Source organism: Chitinophaga caeni (assembly GCF_002557795.1).
Lineage (GTDB): Bacteria > Bacteroidota > Bacteroidia > Chitinophagales > Chitinophagaceae > Chitinophaga > Chitinophaga caeni.
Genome location: NZ_CP023777.1, coordinates 591,559 through 613,204 on the forward strand (window position 1 = coordinate 591,559; position 21,646 = coordinate 613,204).

Genomic DNA, 21,646 nt, shown 5'->3' on the forward strand with positions numbered 1-21,646 from the left:
AAATTAGTATAATTAACTAATGTATGGCAACACTATTTTGATGATCGAGCGCTTCCAAGTTATATTTCTTGATAATATTGGATACCCGGTTGATCCAGGTTTGCCCGGCGCTGGAATAGCCTGTTTTGATCATGTATTTTAACCATACCATGTGATCGGGTGTTCCCCTGACCTTGCTGAACCAAGATTTGCGTTGAACGATCTTCACGAAATGTTTGTAGGAATCTTCTACGCTGGCGTATTCGCGGTACATGGAGCGGTAAGTCATCCCTCTTTTCGCGAGATTATTCCGTCCAACAATACCGAAGTGATTTTTTAACAACTGGGCATTTTTGCTGGATCCCAAACCGGATTCCAACATGGCAACTCCCAGGATAACACTGGCAGGCACCCCTGTTTCGTTCATTAAGTCAATTGATAATTCTTTGTACTTGGCTATGTACGATTTGGGGCCTAACTTTTTAGGGGTTGCTGCTTGAGTAGGTGCAAAACTAGCTACCGAGGTAACTACAAATAATCCGCCTACTAATAACTTCCTTCTAAAAAACTTGCGCATTAGTAATTGATTTAAAATAGGAGTACTCTAGCTCCTATAATGATCCGATCTCACATCTTCTTCCATCCTTGACAGTCCTGTTATAAAAATTCTCCGGCTGTCTTATATATTATTTGTCCTATATGTCCTATGTAAATGTCCTGGGGTATTGTCAATTATTATGCCAATTACGGGGCAAAAATACGAAAGCGGGCCTTTACTACCAAGACCCGCTTCCACGCATTCAATTATCATTTACTCTTTTACGAGTGCGATTTTCAACTCATCTAATTGATTCTGATCGATTTCGCTCGGTGCATCCAGCATCACGTCCCTACCGGAATTATTTTTAGGGAAGGCGATAAAATCGCGGATGCTTTCACTGCCACCCAACAGGGCACAGAGCCTGTCAAAGCCAAAGGCAATACCACCGTGCGGCGGTGCGCCAAATTCGAAGGCGCCCAATAAGAAACCGAACTTATGTTGCGATTCTTCTTCGCTCATTCCCAAGGCTTTAAACATTTGTTCCTGTAATTCACGTTGGAAAATACGGATAGAACCGCCGCCGATTTCGGTACCGTTCAACACGATATCGTAAGCATTAGCCTTGATATTGCCATATTGGCTTGTATCAGCTAATAACCCGATATGTTCCGGTTTTGGAGAAGTAAAAGGATGGTGCCTGGCAAACCAACGGTTTTCTTCTTCGGAGAATTCGAACAGCGGGAAATCCATCACCCATAAGAATTTAAATTCTTCTTTATTCCTCAGGCCCAAGCGTTCGCCCATTTCTAAGCGTAGTTCGCTCATCGCTTTGCGCGTTTTTTCCTCTTTCCCGGCCAACACGAGGATCAAGTCGCCCGGTTCTGCCTGGCATTGGTCCGCGAAACCTTTCAATTTACTTTCATCGAAGAATTTATCCACGGAGCTTTTCAGCGAGCCATCGGTATTATATTTAATATAGATCAGGCCCGTCATGCCGATTTGCGGACGTTTCACCCAATCGGTTAACTCGTCCAGTTGCTTACGGGTATATTCAGCGCAACCTTTTGCATTGATAGCCACCACTAAACCGGCATCGTCAAAAACTTTGAAACCATTACCTTGCGCAGCTCCCGTAAGGTCTACAAGTTTCATTTCAAAGCGGATATCCGGTTTATCATTACCATAATACTTCATGGCATCATCCCAAGTCATACGCGGGAAAGCGCCATCAAGTTCTTTTCCCTTGATATCTTTAAAGATATACTTGGTCATGGCCTCGAAAGTTTGTAAAATATCCTCCTGTTCAACGAAGCTCATCTCGCAATCGATCTGGGTAAACTCCGGCTGGCGATCCGCCCTAAGATCCTCATCCCTAAAGCATTTTACGATTTGGTAGTAACGGTCGTAACCACTCATCATCAATAATTGCTTAAATGTTTGCGGCGATTGCGGCAGCGCGTAGAACTCGTTCGGGTTCATGCGGCTGGGCACCACGAAATCGCGGGCGCCTTCCGGTGTCGATTTGATCAGGAAAGGCGTTTCTATATCCATGAAACCTTGGCTGTCCAAGAAATTACGGGCAGCGCGGTTTACTTTATAACGAAGTTCCAAGTTCTGTTTTACGGCGTTACGGCGTAAATCGAGGTAACGGTATTTCATCCTCAGCTCATCTCCCCCATCCGTATCATCTTGTATGGTAAAAGGAGGTGTTTTCGAGGCATTGAGTATAGCAAATTCGGAAACCGTGATTTCCACATCCCCGGTTGGGATGTTTTTATTCTTGCTGGAACGTTCCGTTACTGTTCCTTTAGCTTGAATAACGAACTCGCGACCCAGCGGGGTTTCATCCAGTTGGGCATTCAGGTTTTCACCCAGTAATAATTGCGTAATACCGTATCGATCCCTAAGATCGATAAAAGTAATACTACCGAATTTTCTCACAGTTTGCACCCAACCACTCAAAGTTACGGGCTGGCCAACATGTTCCATGCGTAATTCACCGCAGGTGTGCGTTCTATACATAATTCTAAAAAATTAAATATCCTATCCTGCTATCACAAGTCAATCTAGCTTGTTCGAGGCGGGGCTCAAAGATACGTTTTGATGTTTTATGTTTTAATTAAAATATCTGTTAAGATCCATTTCCGGGTCGATTGAAGGCACTTCTCCTTCCATGAACTTAACCAGGTTCAAAGCAGCGAACGGCGCGAGCGAGCTGCCCTTGGTACCGAGACCATTACAATGGTACACGTTCCCGAAGCGGGGATCTTTCCCGACCACGGGCCTTCGATCTACGGTGGTGGCCCTTACCCCGGCAATGACATCCACTGTTTTAAAAGGCAAGCTGATCAATGATTTAAGTTGATCTTCCAATTCATCCTTAGCGGCAGTTGTAGGTTTATCATGCTCAAATTCACGTTGCAATGTGGCCCCGTACCAATAGCGGCCTTTACCAAGCGGTACCAGGCTATTGGTTTTCTTAACGATATTATTCCCTTCCCATCCCGGGATTTCAACAATAATCGCTTCTCCTTTCGCAGGTACGACACCGGGTAAAACAAATTTTTCGCATTGATGGGCGCCATCGCAAAACACGATCGCCTTGGCACTAAAATCACCGAACTGAACATTCTTTCCGTCAACTTTCAAATCTGCCTCCCCGAGGGTATCCTGAACCAGCGCTTTTTTCTTGATCAACAGGTTCCTAAAAACGCTGAGTAAAGCAAAAATGTTTACGTGCGCCCCCTTGATCCAACCGGCACCGAGCGGTTGACCAATGTCTTGATACAATGTACCTTCATGCGGCTTCAAATAGGGGTTCCCGCTGTTTAACTGGGAAAGAAAAGCCTCTTTCATCTGTTCCGAAGGCCAAACCGAGTAGATATCCGTTTCTTTAAAAACGGGATGCGGTAAAAATTCTTCCATTTGGGCGTAAACATCTTTCGCGGTTTGGAATACTTCGTCAAATTTCCAAGCTAGGGCAAACCTTCTTCCCGACACCGGGTTAATAATTCCGGCAGCAGCCATGGAAGCGGCATAGGGCAAACCTTTATCGATCACTAATACATGGCAACCTTTCTGTATTAACTGCCAGGCCGTATGTGTACCCGATAAACCTTGTCCAACAATGATGTAGTCGTACTGCATGATCAGGAGGTTTTTTAGTTCGTAAATAGGATATAAAAAGAACGCTACCCGTAAGAGCAGCGTTCAATTATACGGTATCAATAATTGATCTACTTCTTACCTTTCTTTTTCAATGCATCGTGTTTGGCGATACATTTAGTTTGAGCATCTACTACCGAGATTAATACCATGTTCACGATTTGGCGAACGGTAGAACCGAGTTGCAATATATGCACCGGTTTTTTCATCCCCAAAAGTACCGGCCCGATGGCATCGAACCCGGCAACTTGTTGCAACAGGTTATAAGCAATATTTCCCGCGGCAAGGTTCGGGAAAATCAAGGTATTCACATCACCGCCTTCTATTAATTCGCAGAAAGGATAATTATCTTTCATCAATTCTTTATCGAAAGCGAGCGCGGCCTGCATTTCTCCATCAACCTGTAAGCTCGGATCCATTTGCTTCACGAGCTCCCTTGCCTTGGCCATCGTTTGCGCTTCCGGGCTCTGGCTTGAGCCGAAGTTAGAATACGACAACATGGCAATTCTCGGCGTAATATTAAATTGGCGAACTTCTTTTGCCACCATGAGGGTGATCTCGGCAATCTCTTCGGCGGTTGGATTAAAGTTCACTGTTGTATCAGCTAAGAATAAAGGACCGCGTTTTGTTTGGATGATATACATTCCCGCCACGCGCTTAGCGCCTTCTTCCATCCCTATGACCTGCAAAGCCGGGCGGATCGTATCGGGATATTTCCTTGTTAAGCCCGAAATTAACGCATCTGCCTCACCGGTTTCCACCATCATGCAACCGAAATAGTTTCTTTCGCGCATGATCTTCTTAGCTTCATACAAGTTAAAACCTTTCCGCTTACGTTTCTCAAAAAATAATTGACCGAAATAATGCCTTTTATCGTGCATCTCGTCGCTTTTCGGATCAATGATCTCGATGCCGTCGATTTCAATGCTATTTTCTTGTGCAAGTTTTTGAATCCTGGCCTCCGTTCCCAGCAAAATCGGGATGGCGATACCTTCATCTTTCACCACCTGGGCCGCTTTCAATATTTTCACGTTATCAGCTTCGCTGAACACAACCCTGCGCGGATCTTTACGTGCCTTGGAACCGATGACGCGGAAGAGTTGGTTATCAAGCCCCAAGCGCTTGTTTAATTCTTCGCGGTAAGCATCCCATTCCACGATCGGGGAAGTAGCTACACCGCTGTCCATTGCCGCTTTGGCCACCGCGGGGGCAACCGTGCTCAGCAAACGTGGATCCAAGGGTTTAGGGATGATGTAATGCGGACCGAAAACCAGGTTGCGTTCCCCGTAAGCGAGGTTAACGATATCCGGAACGGGGGTCTTCGCCAATTCGGCTAAAGCCCTTACAGCTGCAAGTTTCATCTCCTCGTTAATTTGCGTAGCACGAACATCCAACGCACCGCGGAAGATATAAGGGAAACCCAATACATTGTTTACCTGGTTAGGATAATCAGTTCTACCGGTAGCCATGATGACATCCGGGCGGGCGCCGGTAGCGGCCTCGTAAGTAATTTCGGGGTCAGGATTTGCCATGGCGAATACAACCGGGTTTTTCGCCATACTTTTGACCATCTCCGGCGCAACCACGTTACCAACCGATAACCCTATAAAAACATCCGCACCTTTCATGGCCTCGGCAAGCGTACTTACCTTGGAAGAAGTGGCGAACAATTTCTTCATATCATCTAAATCCGTACGGGATTTATTCAGCACGCCATCTTTATCAAACAGCGTAAAGTTTTCGTACTTGGCACCTAGGGCCACGTATAATTTAACGCAAGCCATGGCAGCAGCGCCGGCGCCATTTACCACGAAACGAACTTTATCGATCCTTTTCTTCACCAATTCCAGTGCATTGAGCAATGCAGCGCCGGAGATAATGGCCGTACCGTGCTGATCATCATGCATCACGGGGATGCGGAGTTCATTTTTAAGCCTTTCTTCAATGGCGAAGCATTCCGGGCTCTTGATATCTTCGAGATTGATGCCGCCGAAAGAAGGTTCCATGGCTTTCACCACTTTTACGAACTCGTCTACATCCTTGGTATTTAGTTCGATGTCGAATACATCTATATCGGCAAATATCTTGAACAATACACCTTTTCCTTCCATCACGGGTTTGCTGGCTTCGGGACCGATATCTCCCAGGCCTAGTACGGCGGTACCGTTACTGATGACTGCCACCAGGTTACCTTTGGCAGTATATTTATAAACATTTTCTACGTCTTTCTTGATTTCTTTACAAGGCTCAGCCACACCGGGAGAGTAAGCAAGGGAGAGATCCCATTGCGTCTTTGAGTCTTTGGTGGGAATCACTTCGATCTTACCAGGTCTGCCCTGGGAATGATAGTCTAGTGCGTCTTGCTTATTCAGTTTTCTAGCCATACAAGATTGTTATTGGGCGTGCAATATACAAACTATCACATGAACAGCCTTAAATCTGCATCCCGTATTCGCAATATTTATTTACTTTTACGGCATTAAACATGCCGAATTATTATGATACAACGTATTCAAAGTCTTTATCTTCTGATGGCAGCCGCCTGCGGTGTAGCCACCTGGTTTTTTGACATTTGGAAAGGCACCTTTGGTACCGCCCCGAATGCAGATACCACGCGGGTTAATGCCCAATCGAATTTTGCATTGTTTGTATTGTACATGCTAATCGTGGCATTGGCTGCGGTTTGCATCTTCTTATATAAAAATAGGAAACTCCAGTTCAAATTAACAGTAATTAATATATTATTATCGATCGGGGCGCTAGTGTTGCAATATTTTGTCGTGCAAAACTACGAGAACAGCATGCAGGAGAAAGGTATGATCTTGCAAAAATCAACTTATTTGCCGGCAGCATTTTTGCCTATCATGTTAATTATTTTGCTGATTTTAGCCGCGAGAGGGATTTATAAAGATGAAAAATTGATTAAATCACTGGATAGATTGCGGTGACAATCCCTGCGGGTCGGGCTCGCGAGCCCGACCCGCAGGGATTCCTAGGGGGAGTATTTCCTTAGAGAGATCATTTCCGGTTATTGTTGTACCAAAAATTTCCCTGTATAAGACTGTTTTTCCTTCGATATCCCGCTAGGAATACCGGTATACAATAAATTTCCGCCACCTTCACCACCTTCAGGACCAAGATCGATCAGCCAATCGGCGCTTTTGATAACATCGGTATTATGTTCAATCACCAACACGGTATGACCTTGCTCAATTAGCGCATTAAAAGAGGCTAATAATTTCTTGATATCATGGAAATGCAAACCGGTAGTGGGTTCATCAAATATGAAAAGAATCTGGCCTTGAGCGCGACCTTTACCAAGGAATGAAGCTAATTTCACCCGTTGCGCCTCACCGCCGCTTAATGTATCGGAAGACTGTCCTAACTTGACATAACCTAAACCTACATCACTTAAGGGACGGATTTTATTCACGACATCTTTCTCGTCCTTGAAAAATTCGATGGCTTCATCAACCCCCATCTCCAGTACATCGAATATATTTTTCCCCTTGTACATCACTTCCAGCACCTCTTCCTTGAAGCGTTTTCCACCGCAAGTTTCACATACGAGGTGAACATCGGCCAAAAACTGCATTTCCACCACCACTTCTCCTTCTCCTTTACAGGAATCGCATCTCCCGCCATCCACGTTAAAAGAAAAATGTTTCGGGGTAAAACCGCGCATTTTACTAAGGGCTTGCTTCGAGAATAAATCCCTTATTTCATCGTATGCCTTGATATAAGTTACCGGGTTGGAACGCGAGGACTTACCGATAGGATTTTGATCTATCAACTCGATTTGCGTAATGTCATCAACGTTTCCTGATATAGTTCTATGCCGCCCAACTTTATCAGAAAACTCACCTTTCAATTTCATCAGCGCAGGATAAAGGATTTGCTTGACGAGGGTTGTTTTACCGGAACCGCTGACCCCGCTTATAACGGTAAGTACGCCCAGGGGAAATTCGACATCAATATTCTTTAAGTTATGCTGCCTGGCGCCTTCCACCTTGATCGACTTTTTCCATTTGCGGATTTGTTTAGGCGGATCGATGCGTAAAGTACCATTCAAGTAATTACCGGTCAAACTTTTCGGATCTTCCAGTATTTCATCGTAGGTTCCGGCAAAGATCACTTCACCGCCTAAATGGCTGGCAAGCGGCCCCATATCGATAATGTAATCGGCCTCCTTCATCATCAATTCATCATGTTCCACGACTACCACGGTATTCCCCAGGTCCCTCAATTCTTTCAATACACCGATCAGCCGATCAGTATCCCTCGCATGCAGGCCAATGCTCGGTTCATCTAAAATGTATAAAGAGTTGGTAAGATTGCTACCCAGGGTGCGGGTCAGTTGAATCCGTTGGCTTTCACCACCACTGAGCGTATTGGCGACCCGGTTCAAAGTAAGATAACCTAAACCTACATCCAATAAAGTTTTCAGGCGATGATTCACTTCGATCATGATCCTTTTAGAAACCTGTTGTTGATATTCATCCAGTTCGAGATGATCGAACCAATCCTTCAATTTATCGATCGGCATGTCAACCAATTCAGCGATATTTTTACCCCCAACTTTTACATACAAAGCTTCCTGCCTTAACCTGCCGCCGTTGCACGTTGGGCAAACGGTGCGCCCACGGTAGCGGGAGAGCATGACACGGTAATGCACCTTGTAAAGATTCTGTTCCACCATGCGGAAAAAATCATCGATCCCTTCCACGTATTCATTTCCCTTCCACAAGCTACGGTACTGCTCATCAGAAAGATCCGCGATCGGCTTGTGCACAGGGAAATTAAATTTCTTGGCCACCCTGATAAACTGATCCTTCCAGGCACTCATTTTTTCACCGCGCCAAGGAGCCACCGCATTTTCATAAAGGCTTAACCTTTTATCCGGGATTACCAGGTCCTCATCAATTCCGAGTACTTGGCCGAAGCCCTCGCAAGTGGGGCAAGCGCCGTAAGGATTATTAAAAGAAAACAAGTTCGGAACCGGTTCCTCGAACTGCATGCCATCGAGTTCAAACCTGTTGGAGAACGCTTGTAATTTCGAGCCATCCAACTCCAGGATACAATCCCCTTCACTTTCATAAAACGCAGTTTGCACACTATCCGCGATCCGGTGCAAATCATCCTCTTCAAACTCTTTCGCCACGATACGATCTACGAGCACGTAAGCATCTTTCGGTATTTTGGGCTTTTTCTCTTCCAACAATTCCTCGATACGGGTAGGTTTCCCGTCGCCCGCATCCATAAAATACATCCTGGAGAACCCCTTCTGCATCAGGATGTTTAATTCCTCCTTGGCATCCCTCTTGGCATGTTGTTTAAAAGGCACCAGGATCAAGACTTTCGTTCCATGCTTCAGCTTGGTGATAAAATCTACCACATCGGCCACTTCGTTTTTCTTAACAAGCTTGCCGGAAACAGGGGAATACGTTCTACCTGCCCTTGCAAAAAGCAAGCGTAAATAATCATATATTTCAGTCATGGAGCCCACGGTGGAACGCGGGGTACGGGTAATTACTTTCTGCTCGATGGCGATGGCAGGACAAATACCCTTGATGTAATCCACATCGGGTTTGTTCATACGCATCAAGAATTGCCGGGCATAAGCGCTGAGACTTTCGGCGTAGCGGCGTTGCCCTTCGGCATAAAGAGTGTCCATGGTGAGGGAAGATTTTCCCGAACCGGAAACACCGGTAACTACGACTAACTTTTCCCTTGGGATGGCGACGGTAACATCTTTCAAATTATGTACGCGGGCGCCTTTTATGAGGATATGGTCCTGGGTATCAACAACATTTGCAGGAGCCTTCTTTTTCACTTTCGTTGCTTTTGTAGCCATAAGACAACAAATGTAAACAAAAGTTGCGTTCTCCCGAAAGCTGAAAATTCATTTTTGAGGGGGCATTGAATAACAGAAAATTAGCAAAAAATAGCCTGAAAATATTTAACAGTTCGTTGTTTTATTGAAGTATTCTATTATATTTGCAATAACTGACTTTCAAATTTATTCTATTACCAAACACTACACCTTATTGCATAAACTTCTACACGCTTAATAATCAGCCTACATACTGTTGATTTAATTTACTAACCTGTTTTGGTAGAATGTCTATGCAAGTAATTAACAAACTCAACGACGAAGAATTGATCACGCTTTTCAAATCGGGGCATAACTCCGCTTTGGAAGAACTTGTTTACCGTCACAAGGACAAATTATTCACATCGATTATATTATTGGTCAAAGATCCTTTCTTAGCAGAGGATATTTTCCAGGATACCTTTATCAAGGTGATAGATACGATCCGCGCGGATCGTTACACCGAGAAAGGAAGGTTTTTACCTTGGGCGATGCGGATAGCACATAACTTGTGCGTGGATCATTTCCGTAAAATCAAGAGAACCCCGATCATCAAGACGAATGATGACAAAGATATTTTCAACGTATTGAGTTTTAGCGAGAAAAGCGCCGAAGAGCAAATGATCACCCGTCAAAGCCATGACCGGGTAAGGCAAATGCTCGATTTATTGCCGGAAGAGCAGCGCGAAGTAATCATTCTCAGGCATTACGCCGACTTAAGTTTCAAAGAAATTGCAGATCTTACGCAGGTAAGTATCAACACGGCATTAGGTCGGATGCGCTACGGTTTAATAAACCTGCGCAAGATGATGACCGAGAAACATATTTGTTTGTAAACCCTTTTTTGCTTGCCATCGACGGGCGGCCGTACGTAATGTGCGACCGCTCGTTTATTTTTTGCACAAATTAACGCTAGTGACGTAAAATTTGACGTAAGAGACACGCTTGAAATTTTTTCAATAATTGAAAAGTAGGTAGATTTGTTGAAGTTTGAAAATCAATTCAAATATTCTCAATATTCACTTCAGGACATGTTGGCCATTGTCATATATTGAATCCAATTCAGTATTTGACTTTTGTTCTATATAACAATATTTATTATGCAATTTATTATAGAACTACTTAAGGCTTATCTCCAGTGGAGAAAAGAAGTTAAAAATGGAAATATTAACCCTAAACGCATCAAAATAACATTTAACGATCATGCCTATGTAGATGAAAAGTACCGCGAAGAAGAGAGGAAGGCAATGGCTAAGGAAGTTACTAGAATTTATCAAACGCTCAAGTATAAATCCTCGCATTAAAAATAATTCACAATAATAATTTAAATTGTTAACCCGGTATGTCCAGTATAGATGTACTTATTTCTCCTGTTATAGGCGGATATATATTTATAATTACCTGCAAATTAACTAAATATTATCACCAAACTGTTGATCGTCAAAAACTGATCTACAACTCGATCATCATGGGTGTCGCATTACTTGTATTTTGTTTAACCTTGAAAATATTAGTACACCTCTCAAGTACTTATAAAGATGAAGTAATATTTCGTGTATGCCCTATCTACAAAATAAATGACTATTACTCTATTTTATTAAAATTAATATTCGATAAAGAACCAACTCTTAGTATTAAGTATGCTTGCCTAACTTTGATGATATCTTACCCGATGGCAATTATATTGAATATGATGTTTAAGAAATATTTCTCATTCAATTTTGCCGTACAAAGATGGGGCACTTCATTCGACAGAATAATTTGGAATTCATTAAGTGATCATTATTCAAAAGATAAATTAATCTTCATCATTACAAAGCAGAACTTTATAATAGTTGGATATATACAACGTTTAATTGAGCCGATTGGTTATAAATATATTGCCATTATTCCATGCCTGAAAGGTTATCAAGATAGCAATACTAAAAGATGGATTATCCTGAATATGCCCCCTTCACCTTTCGCGAATTTAAATGAAATAACGGAGCTTCAATTTATCAATACTCAATCGCCAAATGAAATGGTTATTCCAATATGTGAAATTGTAAATATGTCTAAATTCGATGAATCATTGTTTATCGGTATAAGTGACTTACATAAACATATTCACACGTTAGACAATGAACAATTAGATACAATGATTAAAACTTTTAAAGGATAATTGCGCTATTGTAATAACTAGCAAAATCTCAAACCCGTTCAAACACCATCGCGGCGCCTTGTCCCACACCGACGCACATCGTTGCCAAACCGTACTTCGCGTTTTGTTGACGCTTCATCTCGTGCAATAACGTGGCCGTGATCCTAGCCCCGCTGCATCCCAACGGGTGACCGATAGCTATGGAACCACCGTTGAGATTAATCTTCGAAGGATCAAGTTCCAAGTCCCGTAAGCAAGCCAGTGATTGTGCGGCAAAAGCCTCGTTCAATTCAATCACATCCAGGTCCTGCACCTGCAAGGATGCCCTTTGTAATGCTTTCCTGGTAGCAGGAACCGGCCCGATTCCCATAATGGAAGGGTCCACGCCTGCCACAGCCATGCTTACGATCCTCGCCATTGGCACCAGTTGGTAACGCTTTATGGCAGCTTCCGAAGCGATGATGACCGCCGCAGCGCCATCATTGATCCCCGAAGAATTACCGGCTGTTACCGATCCGTCCTTAGCAAAAGCAGGTCTTAGGCTGGCCAACTTCTCCAAGCTGGTATCCCGCGGATGCTCATCTTGCGAAAAAATGACCCTTTCTTCCTTATTTGGAGTAATTGGTACGGGGATGATCTCGTCCGCCCATTTGCCGGCCTGCAAGGCTAGTTTATATTTCCGCTGGCTGTCGAAAGCAAATTGATCCTGGTCCCCGCGGCTGATATTCCACTGCCGGGCCACGTTCTCGGCTGTTTCACCCATCGAGTAAGGATAATACATCCCTGCTAGCCTTTTATTGGTAAACCTCCACCCGATGGTAGAATCGTACATCTCCGTTTTACGGCTAAATGCTCCTTCGCTTTTCCCCATCACGAATGGCGCCCTTGTCATACTTTCTACACCACCGGCAATATAAATATCGCCCTCGCCGCACATAATAGCCCTGGAAGCGTCCATTATAGCTTGTAAACCACTGGCGCATAACCGGTTGACCGTATTACCGCCGATAGATACCGGCCACCCGGCCAATAAAACGGCCATGCGGGCCACATCGCGGTTATCTTCACCCGCTTGGTTGGTCGCGCCTATAATTACATCTTCGATGGCATTGACATCCATGCCAGGATGGCGTGCAACTAATTCCTTGAGTACTATTGTTAGCAGGTCATCGGGGCGAACGGAACTCAGTGCCCCGCCATAACGCCCGATAGGCGTCCTGGCTGCGTCTACGATATAAGCTGTTTGCATAAGGACATCGAAAATAAGTAAAATCAACAATTTACAAGAAAAGAAAGCATGCAGTTACTTTTCGTTACCTTTGCAGTGAAATGAGCAGCAAGAAAAATATTAGGCACTTGAGCCTGAATGAGTTACAAGATTTTTTCACCCAGAATGGCGAGAAAGCTTTCCGTGCAAAACAAGTGTACGAATGGCTGTGGTTACGCCATGCAACTAGTTTTGAACAGATGACCAACCTGTCCAAATCATTGCGTGCATACCTTGAAAATCATTTCACACTCCCGGCCATCCAAATCGGGACTACCCAGCAAAGTTCTGATGGCACTATTAAGAATAGTTTCCGTTTATTTGACGGGAATATCGTGGAAGGCGTTCTCATTCCCACGGATAACCGGCAAACAGCTTGCGTATCCAGCCAAGTAGGCTGTAGCCTAAGTTGCAAATTCTGCGCAACAGGATACATGGATCGCAAAAGAAATTTAGATTTCGATGAGATTTACGATGAAGTGGCGCTCTTAAACCAACAAGCCTTGGCTCAATCCGGTAAAAAGTTGACCAACATCGTTTATATGGGGATGGGCGAACCATTGCTGAATTATAACAATGTTCTTAAATCTATTGAGAAAATCACTTCCCCGGATGGCCTAGCGATGAGTCCTAAAAGGATCACCGTTTCTACTGCCGGCGTCGCAAAAATGATCCGGAAATTGGGAGATGATCAAGTTCGTTTTAACCTGGCCTTGTCCTTGCATGCTGCCAATGATAAGAAACGAAGCGAAATCATGCCGATCAATGACAGCAACAGTTTGAAAGAACTGATCGATGCCCTCAATTACTTTTATAAAAAGACCGGGAACGAAATTTCATTTGAGTATATCCTCTTCAAAGATTTCAATGACTCCCAGAAAGATGCAGACGAACTGATCAAGATTTACCGCCAAGTACCGGTGGATCTCGTCAACGTGATTGAGTATAACCCGATCGACAATGCCCTTTTCCGCAAACCAGATATGGATGCCACCGATATATTCATGGATTACCTGGCCAAACATAAAGTAAATGCTAGGGTAAGAAGAAGCCGCGGTAAAGATATCGATGCCGCCTGCGGACAATTGGCCAATAAACAAAAAACAACACAAACTACTGTATAAGCATTACTGCAGCAATGCAGCAAATACATTTCAATAATGAAACACAAAAAAACCGCCGGGAGCAAAGGCTTCAGTCCATTTAAAGAATCTCCCCTCGAAGGCAAACGAAAATACGCATCTGCTAAATATCCCGACAGGTCCTTACCCGAAAAAACAAAACAAGCGAAACGCTATTTTAAAGATACTAATGAATCATCTCCCGATGATGTATCTAACAGTTCCCGTTCAGCTGATAAGAAACATGTTAAGAAATCGGCATACGGTAAACCTGTTTTTGAGAAAGGCTATAAAAACCCTAACCGCGAAACCCCGAGTGGCTTTAACCGTCAAAAATTCATGGATACTGCCAACGAAAGGTTCGCTACCAAGCAACTGAAAAAGGAAGACAAGAAAAAATCTAGGGATGTAGCATCTTTGGATCCGAACGAGATGCCATTGAATAAATACATCGCCCATAGTGGAATCTGTTCGAGGAGAAAAGCGGTGGAATTAATCAAGGAAGGAAAAGTTACCGTGAACGGAAACGTGGTTTTAGAACCTGCTACCAAGGTACTCCCGACTGATAGCGTAAAACTTTCTAACAAGAAAATCAATATTACCAAGAACCTGGTATATATCCTGCTAAACAAGCCAAAGGGTTATATTACAACAACAGATGATCCCGAAGGAAGGAAAACCGTCATGGATCTTATCGTTGATGCGCCTAACGAAAGGGTGTATCCCGTTGGCAGGTTAGATCGTAATACATCGGGCTTATTGTTATTAACCAATGATGGTGATTTAGCACAAAAATTGGCCCATCCAAGTTTCAATATCAAGAAAATTTACCAGGTCGAACTGGATAAGCCCCTGACAAAATCTGATAGTGAAAAAATCATGGATGGTATCACCCTTGAGGATGGCATCACATATGTAGATGCATTGGGATATACCGATCCGAAAGATAAAAGACAACTGGGCATCGAGATCCATAGCGGTAAAAACAGGATCGTACGCAGGATTTTCGAACACATGGGTTACAATGTTGAGAAGTTGGATCGCGTGATGTATGCCGGTTTAACCAAGAAGAATTTACCTCGGGGAAAATGGCGCCTGCTCTCCGAGAAGGAAGTTATCCTGTTAAAACATTTCAAATAACTAATTTAGAATTAATTGAACTGTATGCTGTCAAATAAGCTGGCGGCGGCAGTTTTTGTATAGATATGCGCATAGAAGATTATATTATATTCGAAAACGACGATATGGTGGCTATCAATAAACCAAGTGGATTATTGACTTTGCCGGATCGTCATAATGCTGAATTATCTTCATTATCAGGCCTGCTCAAAAAGAAATACAACGAGATATTCATCGTGCATAGGCTAGATAAAGACACCAGTGGTTTGATCATCTTTGCAAAGCATGCCGCAAGCCATAAATATCTTTCTAAGCTCTTCGAAAGCCGGGAAGTATCCAAATTCTACCTGGGTATCGTAAATGGTATTTTGCCTAATGAGAAGGGTTCCATAAAAGAATCCTTGATGGAACATCCTGTTCAAGCGGGAAAAATGGTGGTGAACAGTAAGGGAAAAACTTCGCATACCGATTACCAGGTCAAGGAAACGTTTGATTTATATAGCCTTGTTGAAATGCAAATACATACAGGTCGTATGCACCAAATCAGGGTACACATGAAATGGTTGGGGCACCCGGTTGCCGTGGATGCACTGTATGGTAACGGAAAACCCATATTTCTTAGTAATATCAAGAAAAAATTCAAACTGGGCAAGTACGTGGAAGAAGAGCGGCCACTCCTCGGGAGGCTAGCCCTGCATTCCTACCGGTTGGAGTTCAATGGTTACGACGGGCAAATTTACAGTTTGGAAGCCCCGCTACCGAAAGATATGAACGCTGTACTGCAACAATTACGGAAACAAGTTAGGTAGGGTAATAATCACGATACGGGAACCCGGGATTACCAGGATGGAACACTAGTTTCGTCCTTTTTTATTTTACGGAGGTTTATTAAAAGAAAAACGGGGAAAAATCCCCGTTTCGTAAAATCAAAAACCAACCATTAAAAAAAATCTTTAAATCTAGCCAAGATGCCAAAAACGATTTAGCATGCTATATCCCAGCTAAAAATATATAAATATCTTAATCAATTCAATAGAATATACCTGGTAAAGATAGTACGAATTCTTTATCCAACTAGCACAATTTTCTGCCTATCACAAATAAAATCCATTTATTTGTTTTTTGAATTGAAACTCAACTATTTATTAGGCTGCGGTGTCGTCCTTAAATATGGCTTGATTTCCTTGTAACCCTTAGGGAAACGGGCAGGAATATCTTCCGTTTTGATAGAAGGAACCACGATCACATCTTCACCATCTTTCCAGTCTGCCGGTGTTGCCACGCTATAATTAGCAGTCAACTGCAATGAATCTATAACACGCAATACCTCGAAAAAGTTTCTCCCGGTAGAAGCAGGGTAAGTGATTGTCAATTTCACCTTTTTATCAGGCCCTATTACAAACAGGGAACGCACCGTGAATGTTTCTGATGCATTCGGGTGAATCATTCCATATAAATTGGCGACAGTCCTATCTTCATCCGCGATAATCGGGAAGGTAACTTCGCAATGTTGTGTCTCGTTAATATCCTTGATCCAACCCAGGTGCTTGTCAACCGGATCAACACTTACAGCCAAAACCTTTACACCACGCTTTGCAAATTCGTCTTTCAATAAGGCTGTTTTACCTAATTCCGTGGTACAAACCGGCGTATAATCGGCAGGGTGAGAAAATAAAACACCCCAATTGTCACCTAAATATTCGTAGAAGTCAATTTCCCCTTGTGAAGTGGTTGCCTTGAAATTTGGCGCTGTATCTCCAAGTCTTAAGCTCATAATAAAAGGTTTTAACCCGCCAAAAATACTAATTTCCTATAAATATAATAGACTTTAAAACAATTTTTTTAAAGATTAACCAACCATTAAGATAATTTTGGATAAGTGGTTGTTTTAGCGGTAAAATGGTATTCGACCGGGGGAGAACAAGATTATTTTATGGAATTCAGCCACGCCTCTTTTCCACTTGCTCTTTCCAGGCATAATAGGCCAGGGTAAATTTATGATCGTTATCCAAGCAAGCTTTCTTCCTCGCATCTTCTTCTAGGAAGTCTAGTTCCAAATAACCGAGGTACAATTCATAGTGATCCCGCAAAATAGCTAGGCAATCGTCTAACGGGATAACCGGGTGATCCTGCAAATATTGTTTGCGGGGTAATGCTTCTACCTTTTCTATATACCAACAATTATTCACCGAATATGTAGCCCAGGCGTCTTTTCTTTTATAAATCGGCTTTGCCAAGTAAAACCGAATATCTTCAAAGCGGATAGCCGTACCCGTCTGTGCTTCAAAATCGATCATTTCCGGGATACGTTCCATATTCTCCAGCTTTTGCACGATCGTCATCTGAACGGATTCATGGTACTGTTCCACGTAACGAAGCATATTATTCAATACTTCGTAATTGGTCACGAAATCACACCGCTTCCATTCGCCGGAAGGGGATTGGATATATCCCCAAAAGGTTAAATAATGTGAATCGTCCAATATAATTTGGCCTATGGAGATAGCTGAAGTAATAAGTTTAGTTGAATCATCCTGTAACTTTTTCATAGCATTTAAAGTTTGATACTACTAAATTACTAGCTGTTCACGCATTGGATATGCGCAGTAATTTTTTTCTATTCATACCGCTGTAAAACCTATTTTTCCGGTGACCTAACTGCTATTTTTCCTTATTTTTACCTACCTATAAACAGCAAAATATGCCCTTCAATAAAGATGCCTTGTCGCGCTTTCGTTGGATAGATGAACGTTTAAGGAACAAAAGGTTACCCAAACCCACCCTGGCGAATATCATTGAATATGTTTCTGATAAAATAGAAAAACCGGTTGGGGAACGAACCATCCAACAAGATATTCAACATATGCGGAGCGATACCAACTTAAATTATTTCGCACCCATCGTGTACGATCGTTCCAGTAGGACTTATTCCTACTCCGACGATAGTTATTCCATTAATCAAATCCCGATCGATGAAGCCGACCTGGAAGGCCTGGAAATTGCTATCGGCATATTGGAACAATTCAGGAGTTTGCCGGTAGTACAGCAATTTGAAGATGCTATATTGAAAATAGCAACCAGTTTAAAAATAAACCGTGATAGCCTCGAAAATCAAGGGCTCATCCGCTTTTCAAAAGCTACGCAGTTCAAGGGAACCGAGTTTATCCCCGAAATTATCGATGCCATTAAGAACCGCGAAGTGATACGCCTAGCCTACCAAAGTTTTGGCCGGACAGAGCCGAAGGAACATTGGGTGGAGCCTTACCATCTAAGGGAATACCAAGACAGGTTTTACCTGGTAGGGAAAAGCCAAAAAAGTAAGAATGCTTCGGTGTTGACTTTCGGTTTAGACCGGATCATTAAAATATGGCCTACCAACCTCCAGTTTGATGAAAAGAATTTCGATGATGCCAGCTACTTCAGGCATGCTATCGGGATAACCGTATCCGACGACCAGGCGCCGAAAAAGATTATCATCTCCCTTAGCCCATTACAAGGGAAGTACGTTAAATCACAACCCATACACAATACGCAGAAAGTACTAATCGATAACGTGGAAGAATGCCGCGTGTCAATCGAGGTAGTAATTAACACGGAGCTAATCATGTTACTTTTGAGTTATGGGAAAAATGCGAAAGTGCTCGAACCGCGCAGCTTAGCCCAAAGACTCGCGGAAGAAGCCGGGGCCGTTCTTCATTTGTACAAGGATAATGACTAGATTGAGATTGATGGCAGCCCTTTCTATCGATAAAAAGGGTGATCCTTATAAAAGAATCACCCCAAGTATTATATGACTAGATGAAATTAGTTTGTTGGCTTATCAAACAATTTGTTATCAACATCCACATTATAGTTCACTTTTGAGAAAGTCATTTTCATACCGGTTAATGGTTGCTCGATAGCATGAGCAGAGATAAACCCATCATCACCTTTACGGTAATCACTGATTAAAGTTTCGATCGTCATTTCCTGGCCTTGTTGCTCAGCAGTCATAACTTTCTTAACGATATAGTAAGTTTTGGCATCCAGGAACAGGTCCTGTTTTTTACCGTCTTTATCAGTCATTACAAGATGGTAGGTATCAACGCCATCCAATGTTTCCTTTCCTTTCAGTTCAACTTTAGATCCTTTAGCTGCGTAATTTGTCAAATCGCCGGAAATATCCAGTTGTTTAGCGGCGGTCTTCACTTGTTCGGGCTCCATATCCGTTGGATCGGGGACATTACTAACGGGCATTTGCATCCAGCCTGTAGTTGGTTTTACCACCTGGATATTGCTGGTTCCCATAACATCCATTTCAAGGCGCAGGGCTTTGTTTTGAATGATCCATTGTTTAATAGGAATTTCCATTCCCTGGATTTCCATGTTCCCTTCGATATACAAGCTTTTGATGGAATTCAGTTTATCGGCGCCTCCCATTGCGGCAAGGTGCCTATTCACGATCTCATCGACAGATTGAGCTTGGCTTGCAACTGCTCCAGTGAATATGAGAGCTAATGATAGGGCCAACATTTTTACTCTTTTCATAATCAAATTTGTTAGTGTTTGTAAATTTACATTAAAGGTACGCTATATATGGTAAGTTAAAAATTTGTTACATCAACAGCGTTTTGCCCATTACGAACTGCGGAATTTACGGATTAAATTTGACTGCGTTCGGGTCGCAGAAAATTCACTTAATTTAGTACTATGAATAGTTTCGAGATTGCTGCAAACCTCATAGATATTGAGGCCAAAAGGATATTCCCTGCCATAATTAGCGTGGATAACGGCATGATAACCGCCATTTCTCCTACCGACCAACCGGTGGAAAATTTCATTTTACCCGGTTTTATCGATGCCCATGTGCATATTGAAAGCTCCATGCTGATCCCTTCTGAATTTGCCCGTTTGGCTTCCATCCACGGCACCGTGGCAACTGTCTCTGATCCCCACGAGATTGCAAATGTTTTGGGGATAAAAGGGGTAGAATTCATGTTGGATAACGCTAAGAAAGTTCCTTTTTACTTCAATTTCGGGGCGCCGTCTTGCGTGCCCGCCACATCTTTTGAAACCGCCGGAGCCGCAGTAACCGCCGGTGATGTGGACGCCCTTCTACAAAGGGATGATATTAAATATTTATCGGAAATGATGAATTTCCCGGGTGTGCTCCATAAAGACCCCGACGTGATGCAAAAAATCGCCGCCGCCCGTAAATACGGGAAACCGGTTGATGGTCATGCACCCGGCTTAACGGGGGAAGCCGCCAGGGAATATGTAGCTGCCGGGATCAACACGGATCATGAATGTTTTACCGCGGGGGAAGCCCTAGAAAAGCTGGACCTAGGTATGAAAATCCTGATACGGGAAGGAAGCGCAGCCAAGAACTTTGATGCCCTAGCCCCGCTAATTCCAAAGCATGCCGACAATATGATGTTTTGCAGCGATGACAAACACCCGGACAGTTTACTGGAAGGACATATTAATGTGCTGGTCAAAAGATCCTTGGACCTGGGCTATGACCTGTATGACGTTCTGAAGATGGCTTGTATCAACCCGGTTCAACATTATGACTTAGCATCCGGCACACTGAAAGTAGGCCACCCGGCTGATTTCATCATAGTAGATAACACCAAGGATTTCAACGTGTTAAAGACTTTTGTGAAAGGTGAGTTGATCGCTGAAAACGGGAAGACTTTCATTCGCTCCGTTTATACCCAACCCATCAATCAATTCAACACTTCTATGAAATCTTTGATGGACTTCGAAGTACGGGCAAACGACCCTGCTTCAAAGAACCAGGAAGTGCCGGTAATTGTAGCGCTGGATGGGCAGTTAATAACATTAGCGGAAAAGGCGGTTCTCCCTGTGCTGGATGGGCTCATTCACGCTGATCTTCAGCAGAATGTATTAAAAATAGCCGTGGTAAACCGCTATCAAGATGCCCCCGTTGCCGTAGGGTTCGTAAAAAACTTCGGATTAAAAAAAGGCGCCATCGCTTCCAGCATAGCACATGATAGTCATAATATCATCGTAGTTGGAGTAGATGATAAAAGCATCGTTGAAGCGGTTAATCTTATCATTGATGGTCAAGGCGGCATCAGCGTTTCTACTACCGGCAGACTGCAATACCTACCGCTCCCGGTAGCAGGATTAATGAGTCATTTGGATGCGTTTGATATAGCTTCTCAATATACCCAGGTGGACAGTTCTGTAAAAAAAGATTTGGGTTCAACACTGGAAGCTCCATTCATGACATTATCATTTATGGCATTGCTGGTAATTCCACATTTGAAACTAAGTGACCTGGGCTTATTTAATGGCGATACTTTCCAGTTTGTGTAGCGCGAATAGGTATGAGCTAGGGAGTTGTATCCGCTCTCTTGCCCCGACCTATACGCCAAAAACCTTGCTGGCACTAACTTTCAAGCCGTAGGTATTCGAAAGCTGTTTTCTTGTTTTG

The 21,646-nt window shown here is 43.2% G+C and carries 18 protein-coding genes; 9 read left to right on the forward strand and 9 right to left on the reverse strand.

Annotated features, from left to right (window positions below; genetic code table 11):
* Positions 1 to 16 precede the first annotated feature (16 nt).
* The 4 genes from COR50_RS02365 to COR50_RS02380 form a co-directional block, all read right to left on the reverse strand.
* The gene (locus COR50_RS02365; protein WP_098192490.1) at positions 17 to 556 is read right to left on the reverse strand and encodes a glucosaminidase domain-containing protein; all 540 of its coding nucleotides are present in this window, start codon (positions 554 to 556) and stop codon (positions 17 to 19) included.
* 234 nt (positions 557 to 790) lie between these two features.
* Positions 791 to 2,542 (reverse strand): aspartate--tRNA ligase, encoded by a 1,752-nt coding sequence (gene aspS / locus COR50_RS02370; protein ID WP_098192491.1) that lies wholly within the window; start codon positions 2,540 to 2,542, stop codon positions 791 to 793.
* Between the two features lie 93 nt (positions 2,543 to 2,635).
* Positions 2,636 to 3,667 (reverse strand): NAD(P)/FAD-dependent oxidoreductase, encoded by a 1,032-nt coding sequence (locus COR50_RS02375; RefSeq protein ID WP_098192492.1) that lies wholly within the window; start codon positions 3,665 to 3,667, stop codon positions 2,636 to 2,638.
* 89 nt (positions 3,668 to 3,756) lie between these two features.
* Complete coding sequence (locus COR50_RS02380; RefSeq protein ID WP_098192493.1) at positions 3,757 to 6,069, reverse strand: NADP-dependent malic enzyme; 2,313 nt, start codon at positions 6,067 to 6,069, stop codon at positions 3,757 to 3,759.
* A gap of 114 nt (positions 6,070 to 6,183) precedes the next feature.
* On the opposite strand from COR50_RS02380, the gene COR50_RS02385 reads away from it, so the two are divergent.
* Positions 6,184 to 6,633, forward strand: a complete 450-nt coding sequence (locus tag COR50_RS02385; protein ID WP_098192494.1) for a DUF4293 domain-containing protein — start codon at positions 6,184 to 6,186, stop codon at positions 6,631 to 6,633.
* Between the two features lie 80 nt (positions 6,634 to 6,713).
* On the opposite strand, the gene uvrA is transcribed toward COR50_RS02385, so the two are convergent.
* Positions 6,714 to 9,539 (reverse strand): excinuclease ABC subunit UvrA, encoded by a 2,826-nt coding sequence (gene uvrA, locus COR50_RS02390; RefSeq protein ID WP_098192495.1) that lies wholly within the window; start codon positions 9,537 to 9,539, stop codon positions 6,714 to 6,716.
* Between the two features lie 266 nt (positions 9,540 to 9,805).
* Between uvrA and COR50_RS02395 the strand changes: the two genes are divergently transcribed.
* The 3 genes from COR50_RS02395 to COR50_RS02405 all read left to right on the forward strand — a co-directional run bounded on the left by COR50_RS02395 (position 9,806) and on the right by COR50_RS02405 (position 11,718).
* Positions 9,806 to 10,393: an RNA polymerase sigma factor gene (locus COR50_RS02395; protein WP_449384853.1), complete on the forward strand. Its 588-nt coding sequence runs from the start codon at positions 9,806 to 9,808 to the stop codon at positions 10,391 to 10,393.
* A gap of 264 nt (positions 10,394 to 10,657) precedes the next feature.
* The gene (locus tag COR50_RS02400) at positions 10,658 to 10,861 is read left to right on the forward strand and encodes a hypothetical protein (RefSeq protein ID WP_098192496.1); all 204 of its coding nucleotides are present in this window, start codon (positions 10,658 to 10,660) and stop codon (positions 10,859 to 10,861) included.
* A 38-nt stretch (positions 10,862 to 10,899) separates the two neighbouring features.
* Positions 10,900 to 11,718 carry a hypothetical protein gene (locus COR50_RS02405; protein WP_098192497.1) on the forward strand — a complete coding sequence of 273 codons (819 nt, stop codon included), beginning with the start codon at positions 10,900 to 10,902 and terminating at the stop codon, positions 11,716 to 11,718.
* 28 nt (positions 11,719 to 11,746) lie between these two features.
* On the opposite strand, the gene COR50_RS02410 is transcribed toward COR50_RS02405, so the two are convergent.
* Entirely contained in the window at positions 11,747 to 12,946 is a 1,200-nt protein-coding gene (locus tag COR50_RS02410) for a thiolase family protein (protein WP_098192498.1), read from the reverse strand.
* Positions 12,947 to 13,026: 80 nt separating this feature from the next.
* Here COR50_RS02410 and rlmN point away from each other — a divergent pair, with 80 nt between their 5' ends.
* From rlmN to COR50_RS02425, 3 genes are all read left to right on the forward strand, one after another.
* Positions 13,027 to 14,088: a 23S rRNA (adenine(2503)-C(2))-methyltransferase RlmN gene (gene rlmN / locus COR50_RS02415; protein WP_098192499.1), complete on the forward strand. Its 1,062-nt coding sequence runs from the start codon at positions 13,027 to 13,029 to the stop codon at positions 14,086 to 14,088.
* A gap of 36 nt (positions 14,089 to 14,124) precedes the next feature.
* Complete coding sequence (locus COR50_RS02420) at positions 14,125 to 15,225, forward strand: pseudouridine synthase (protein ID WP_098192500.1); 1,101 nt, start codon at positions 14,125 to 14,127, stop codon at positions 15,223 to 15,225.
* A gap of 65 nt (positions 15,226 to 15,290) precedes the next feature.
* The gene (locus COR50_RS02425) at positions 15,291 to 16,013 is read left to right on the forward strand and encodes an RluA family pseudouridine synthase (protein ID WP_098192501.1); all 723 of its coding nucleotides are present in this window, start codon (positions 15,291 to 15,293) and stop codon (positions 16,011 to 16,013) included.
* A 329-nt stretch (positions 16,014 to 16,342) separates the two neighbouring features.
* Here COR50_RS02425 and COR50_RS02430 read toward each other — a convergent pair whose 3' ends face one another.
* Positions 16,343 to 16,978: a peroxiredoxin gene (locus COR50_RS02430; RefSeq protein WP_098192502.1), complete on the reverse strand. Its 636-nt coding sequence runs from the start codon at positions 16,976 to 16,978 to the stop codon at positions 16,343 to 16,345.
* 166 nt (positions 16,979 to 17,144) lie between these two features.
* On the reverse strand, positions 17,145 to 17,753 hold the full coding sequence (locus COR50_RS02435) for a hypothetical protein (RefSeq protein WP_098192503.1): 609 nt from the start codon (positions 17,751 to 17,753) through the stop codon (positions 17,145 to 17,147).
* Positions 17,754 to 17,905: 152 nt separating this feature from the next.
* On the opposite strand from COR50_RS02435, the gene COR50_RS02440 reads away from it, so the two are divergent.
* Positions 17,906 to 18,922, forward strand: a complete 1,017-nt coding sequence (locus tag COR50_RS02440; RefSeq protein WP_098192504.1) for a helix-turn-helix transcriptional regulator — start codon at positions 17,906 to 17,908, stop codon at positions 18,920 to 18,922.
* Positions 18,923 to 19,008: 86 nt separating this feature from the next.
* Here the strand turns inward: COR50_RS02440 and COR50_RS02445 are convergent, their stop codons facing one another.
* A complete protein-coding gene (locus tag COR50_RS02445; RefSeq protein ID WP_098192505.1) occupies positions 19,009 to 19,731 on the reverse strand; it encodes a LolA-like protein in 723 nt (240 codons plus the stop codon).
* Between the two features lie 162 nt (positions 19,732 to 19,893).
* Here COR50_RS02445 and ade point away from each other — a divergent pair, with 162 nt between their 5' ends.
* Positions 19,894 to 21,528 carry an adenine deaminase gene (gene ade / locus COR50_RS02450; protein WP_098192506.1) on the forward strand — a complete coding sequence of 545 codons (1,635 nt, stop codon included), beginning with the start codon at positions 19,894 to 19,896 and terminating at the stop codon, positions 21,526 to 21,528.
* Positions 21,529 to 21,646 lie beyond the last annotated feature (118 nt).

Excerpts from the sequence above, each read along its gene's own strand:
- COR50_RS02365 (WP_098192490.1), bottom strand. The coding sequence starts at position 556 with ATGCGCAAGTTTTTTAGAAGGAAGTTATTAGTAGGCGGATTATTTGTA.
- aspS (WP_098192491.1), bottom strand. The coding sequence starts at position 2,542 with ATGTATAGAACGCACACCTGCGGTGAATTACGCATGGAACATGTTGGC.
- COR50_RS02375 (WP_098192492.1), bottom strand. The coding sequence starts at position 3,667 with ATGCAGTACGACTACATCATTGTTGGACAAGGTTTATCGGGTACACAT.
- COR50_RS02380 (WP_098192493.1), bottom strand. The coding sequence starts at position 6,069 with ATGGCTAGAAAACTGAATAAGCAAGACGCACTAGACTATCATTCCCAG.
- COR50_RS02385 (WP_098192494.1), top strand. The coding sequence starts at position 6,184 with ATGATACAACGTATTCAAAGTCTTTATCTTCTGATGGCAGCCGCCTGC.
- uvrA (WP_098192495.1), bottom strand. The coding sequence starts at position 9,539 with ATGGCTACAAAAGCAACGAAAGTGAAAAAGAAGGCTCCTGCAAATGTT.
- COR50_RS02395 (WP_449384853.1), top strand. The coding sequence starts at position 9,806 with ATGTCTATGCAAGTAATTAACAAACTCAACGACGAAGAATTGATCACG.
- COR50_RS02400 (WP_098192496.1), top strand. The coding sequence starts at position 10,658 with ATGCAATTTATTATAGAACTACTTAAGGCTTATCTCCAGTGGAGAAAA.
- COR50_RS02405 (WP_098192497.1), top strand. The coding sequence starts at position 10,900 with ATGTCCAGTATAGATGTACTTATTTCTCCTGTTATAGGCGGATATATA.
- COR50_RS02410 (WP_098192498.1), bottom strand. The coding sequence starts at position 12,946 with ATGCAAACAGCTTATATCGTAGACGCAGCCAGGACGCCTATCGGGCGT.
- rlmN (WP_098192499.1), top strand. The coding sequence starts at position 13,027 with ATGAGCAGCAAGAAAAATATTAGGCACTTGAGCCTGAATGAGTTACAA.
- COR50_RS02420 (WP_098192500.1), top strand. The coding sequence starts at position 14,125 with ATGAAACACAAAAAAACCGCCGGGAGCAAAGGCTTCAGTCCATTTAAA.
- COR50_RS02425 (WP_098192501.1), top strand. The coding sequence starts at position 15,291 with ATGCGCATAGAAGATTATATTATATTCGAAAACGACGATATGGTGGCT.
- COR50_RS02430 (WP_098192502.1), bottom strand. The coding sequence starts at position 16,978 with ATGAGCTTAAGACTTGGAGATACAGCGCCAAATTTCAAGGCAACCACT.
- COR50_RS02435 (WP_098192503.1), bottom strand. The coding sequence starts at position 17,753 with ATGAAAAAGTTACAGGATGATTCAACTAAACTTATTACTTCAGCTATC.
- COR50_RS02440 (WP_098192504.1), top strand. The coding sequence starts at position 17,906 with ATGCCCTTCAATAAAGATGCCTTGTCGCGCTTTCGTTGGATAGATGAA.
- COR50_RS02445 (WP_098192505.1), bottom strand. The coding sequence starts at position 19,731 with ATGAAAAGAGTAAAAATGTTGGCCCTATCATTAGCTCTCATATTCACT.
- ade (WP_098192506.1), top strand. The coding sequence starts at position 19,894 with ATGAATAGTTTCGAGATTGCTGCAAACCTCATAGATATTGAGGCCAAA.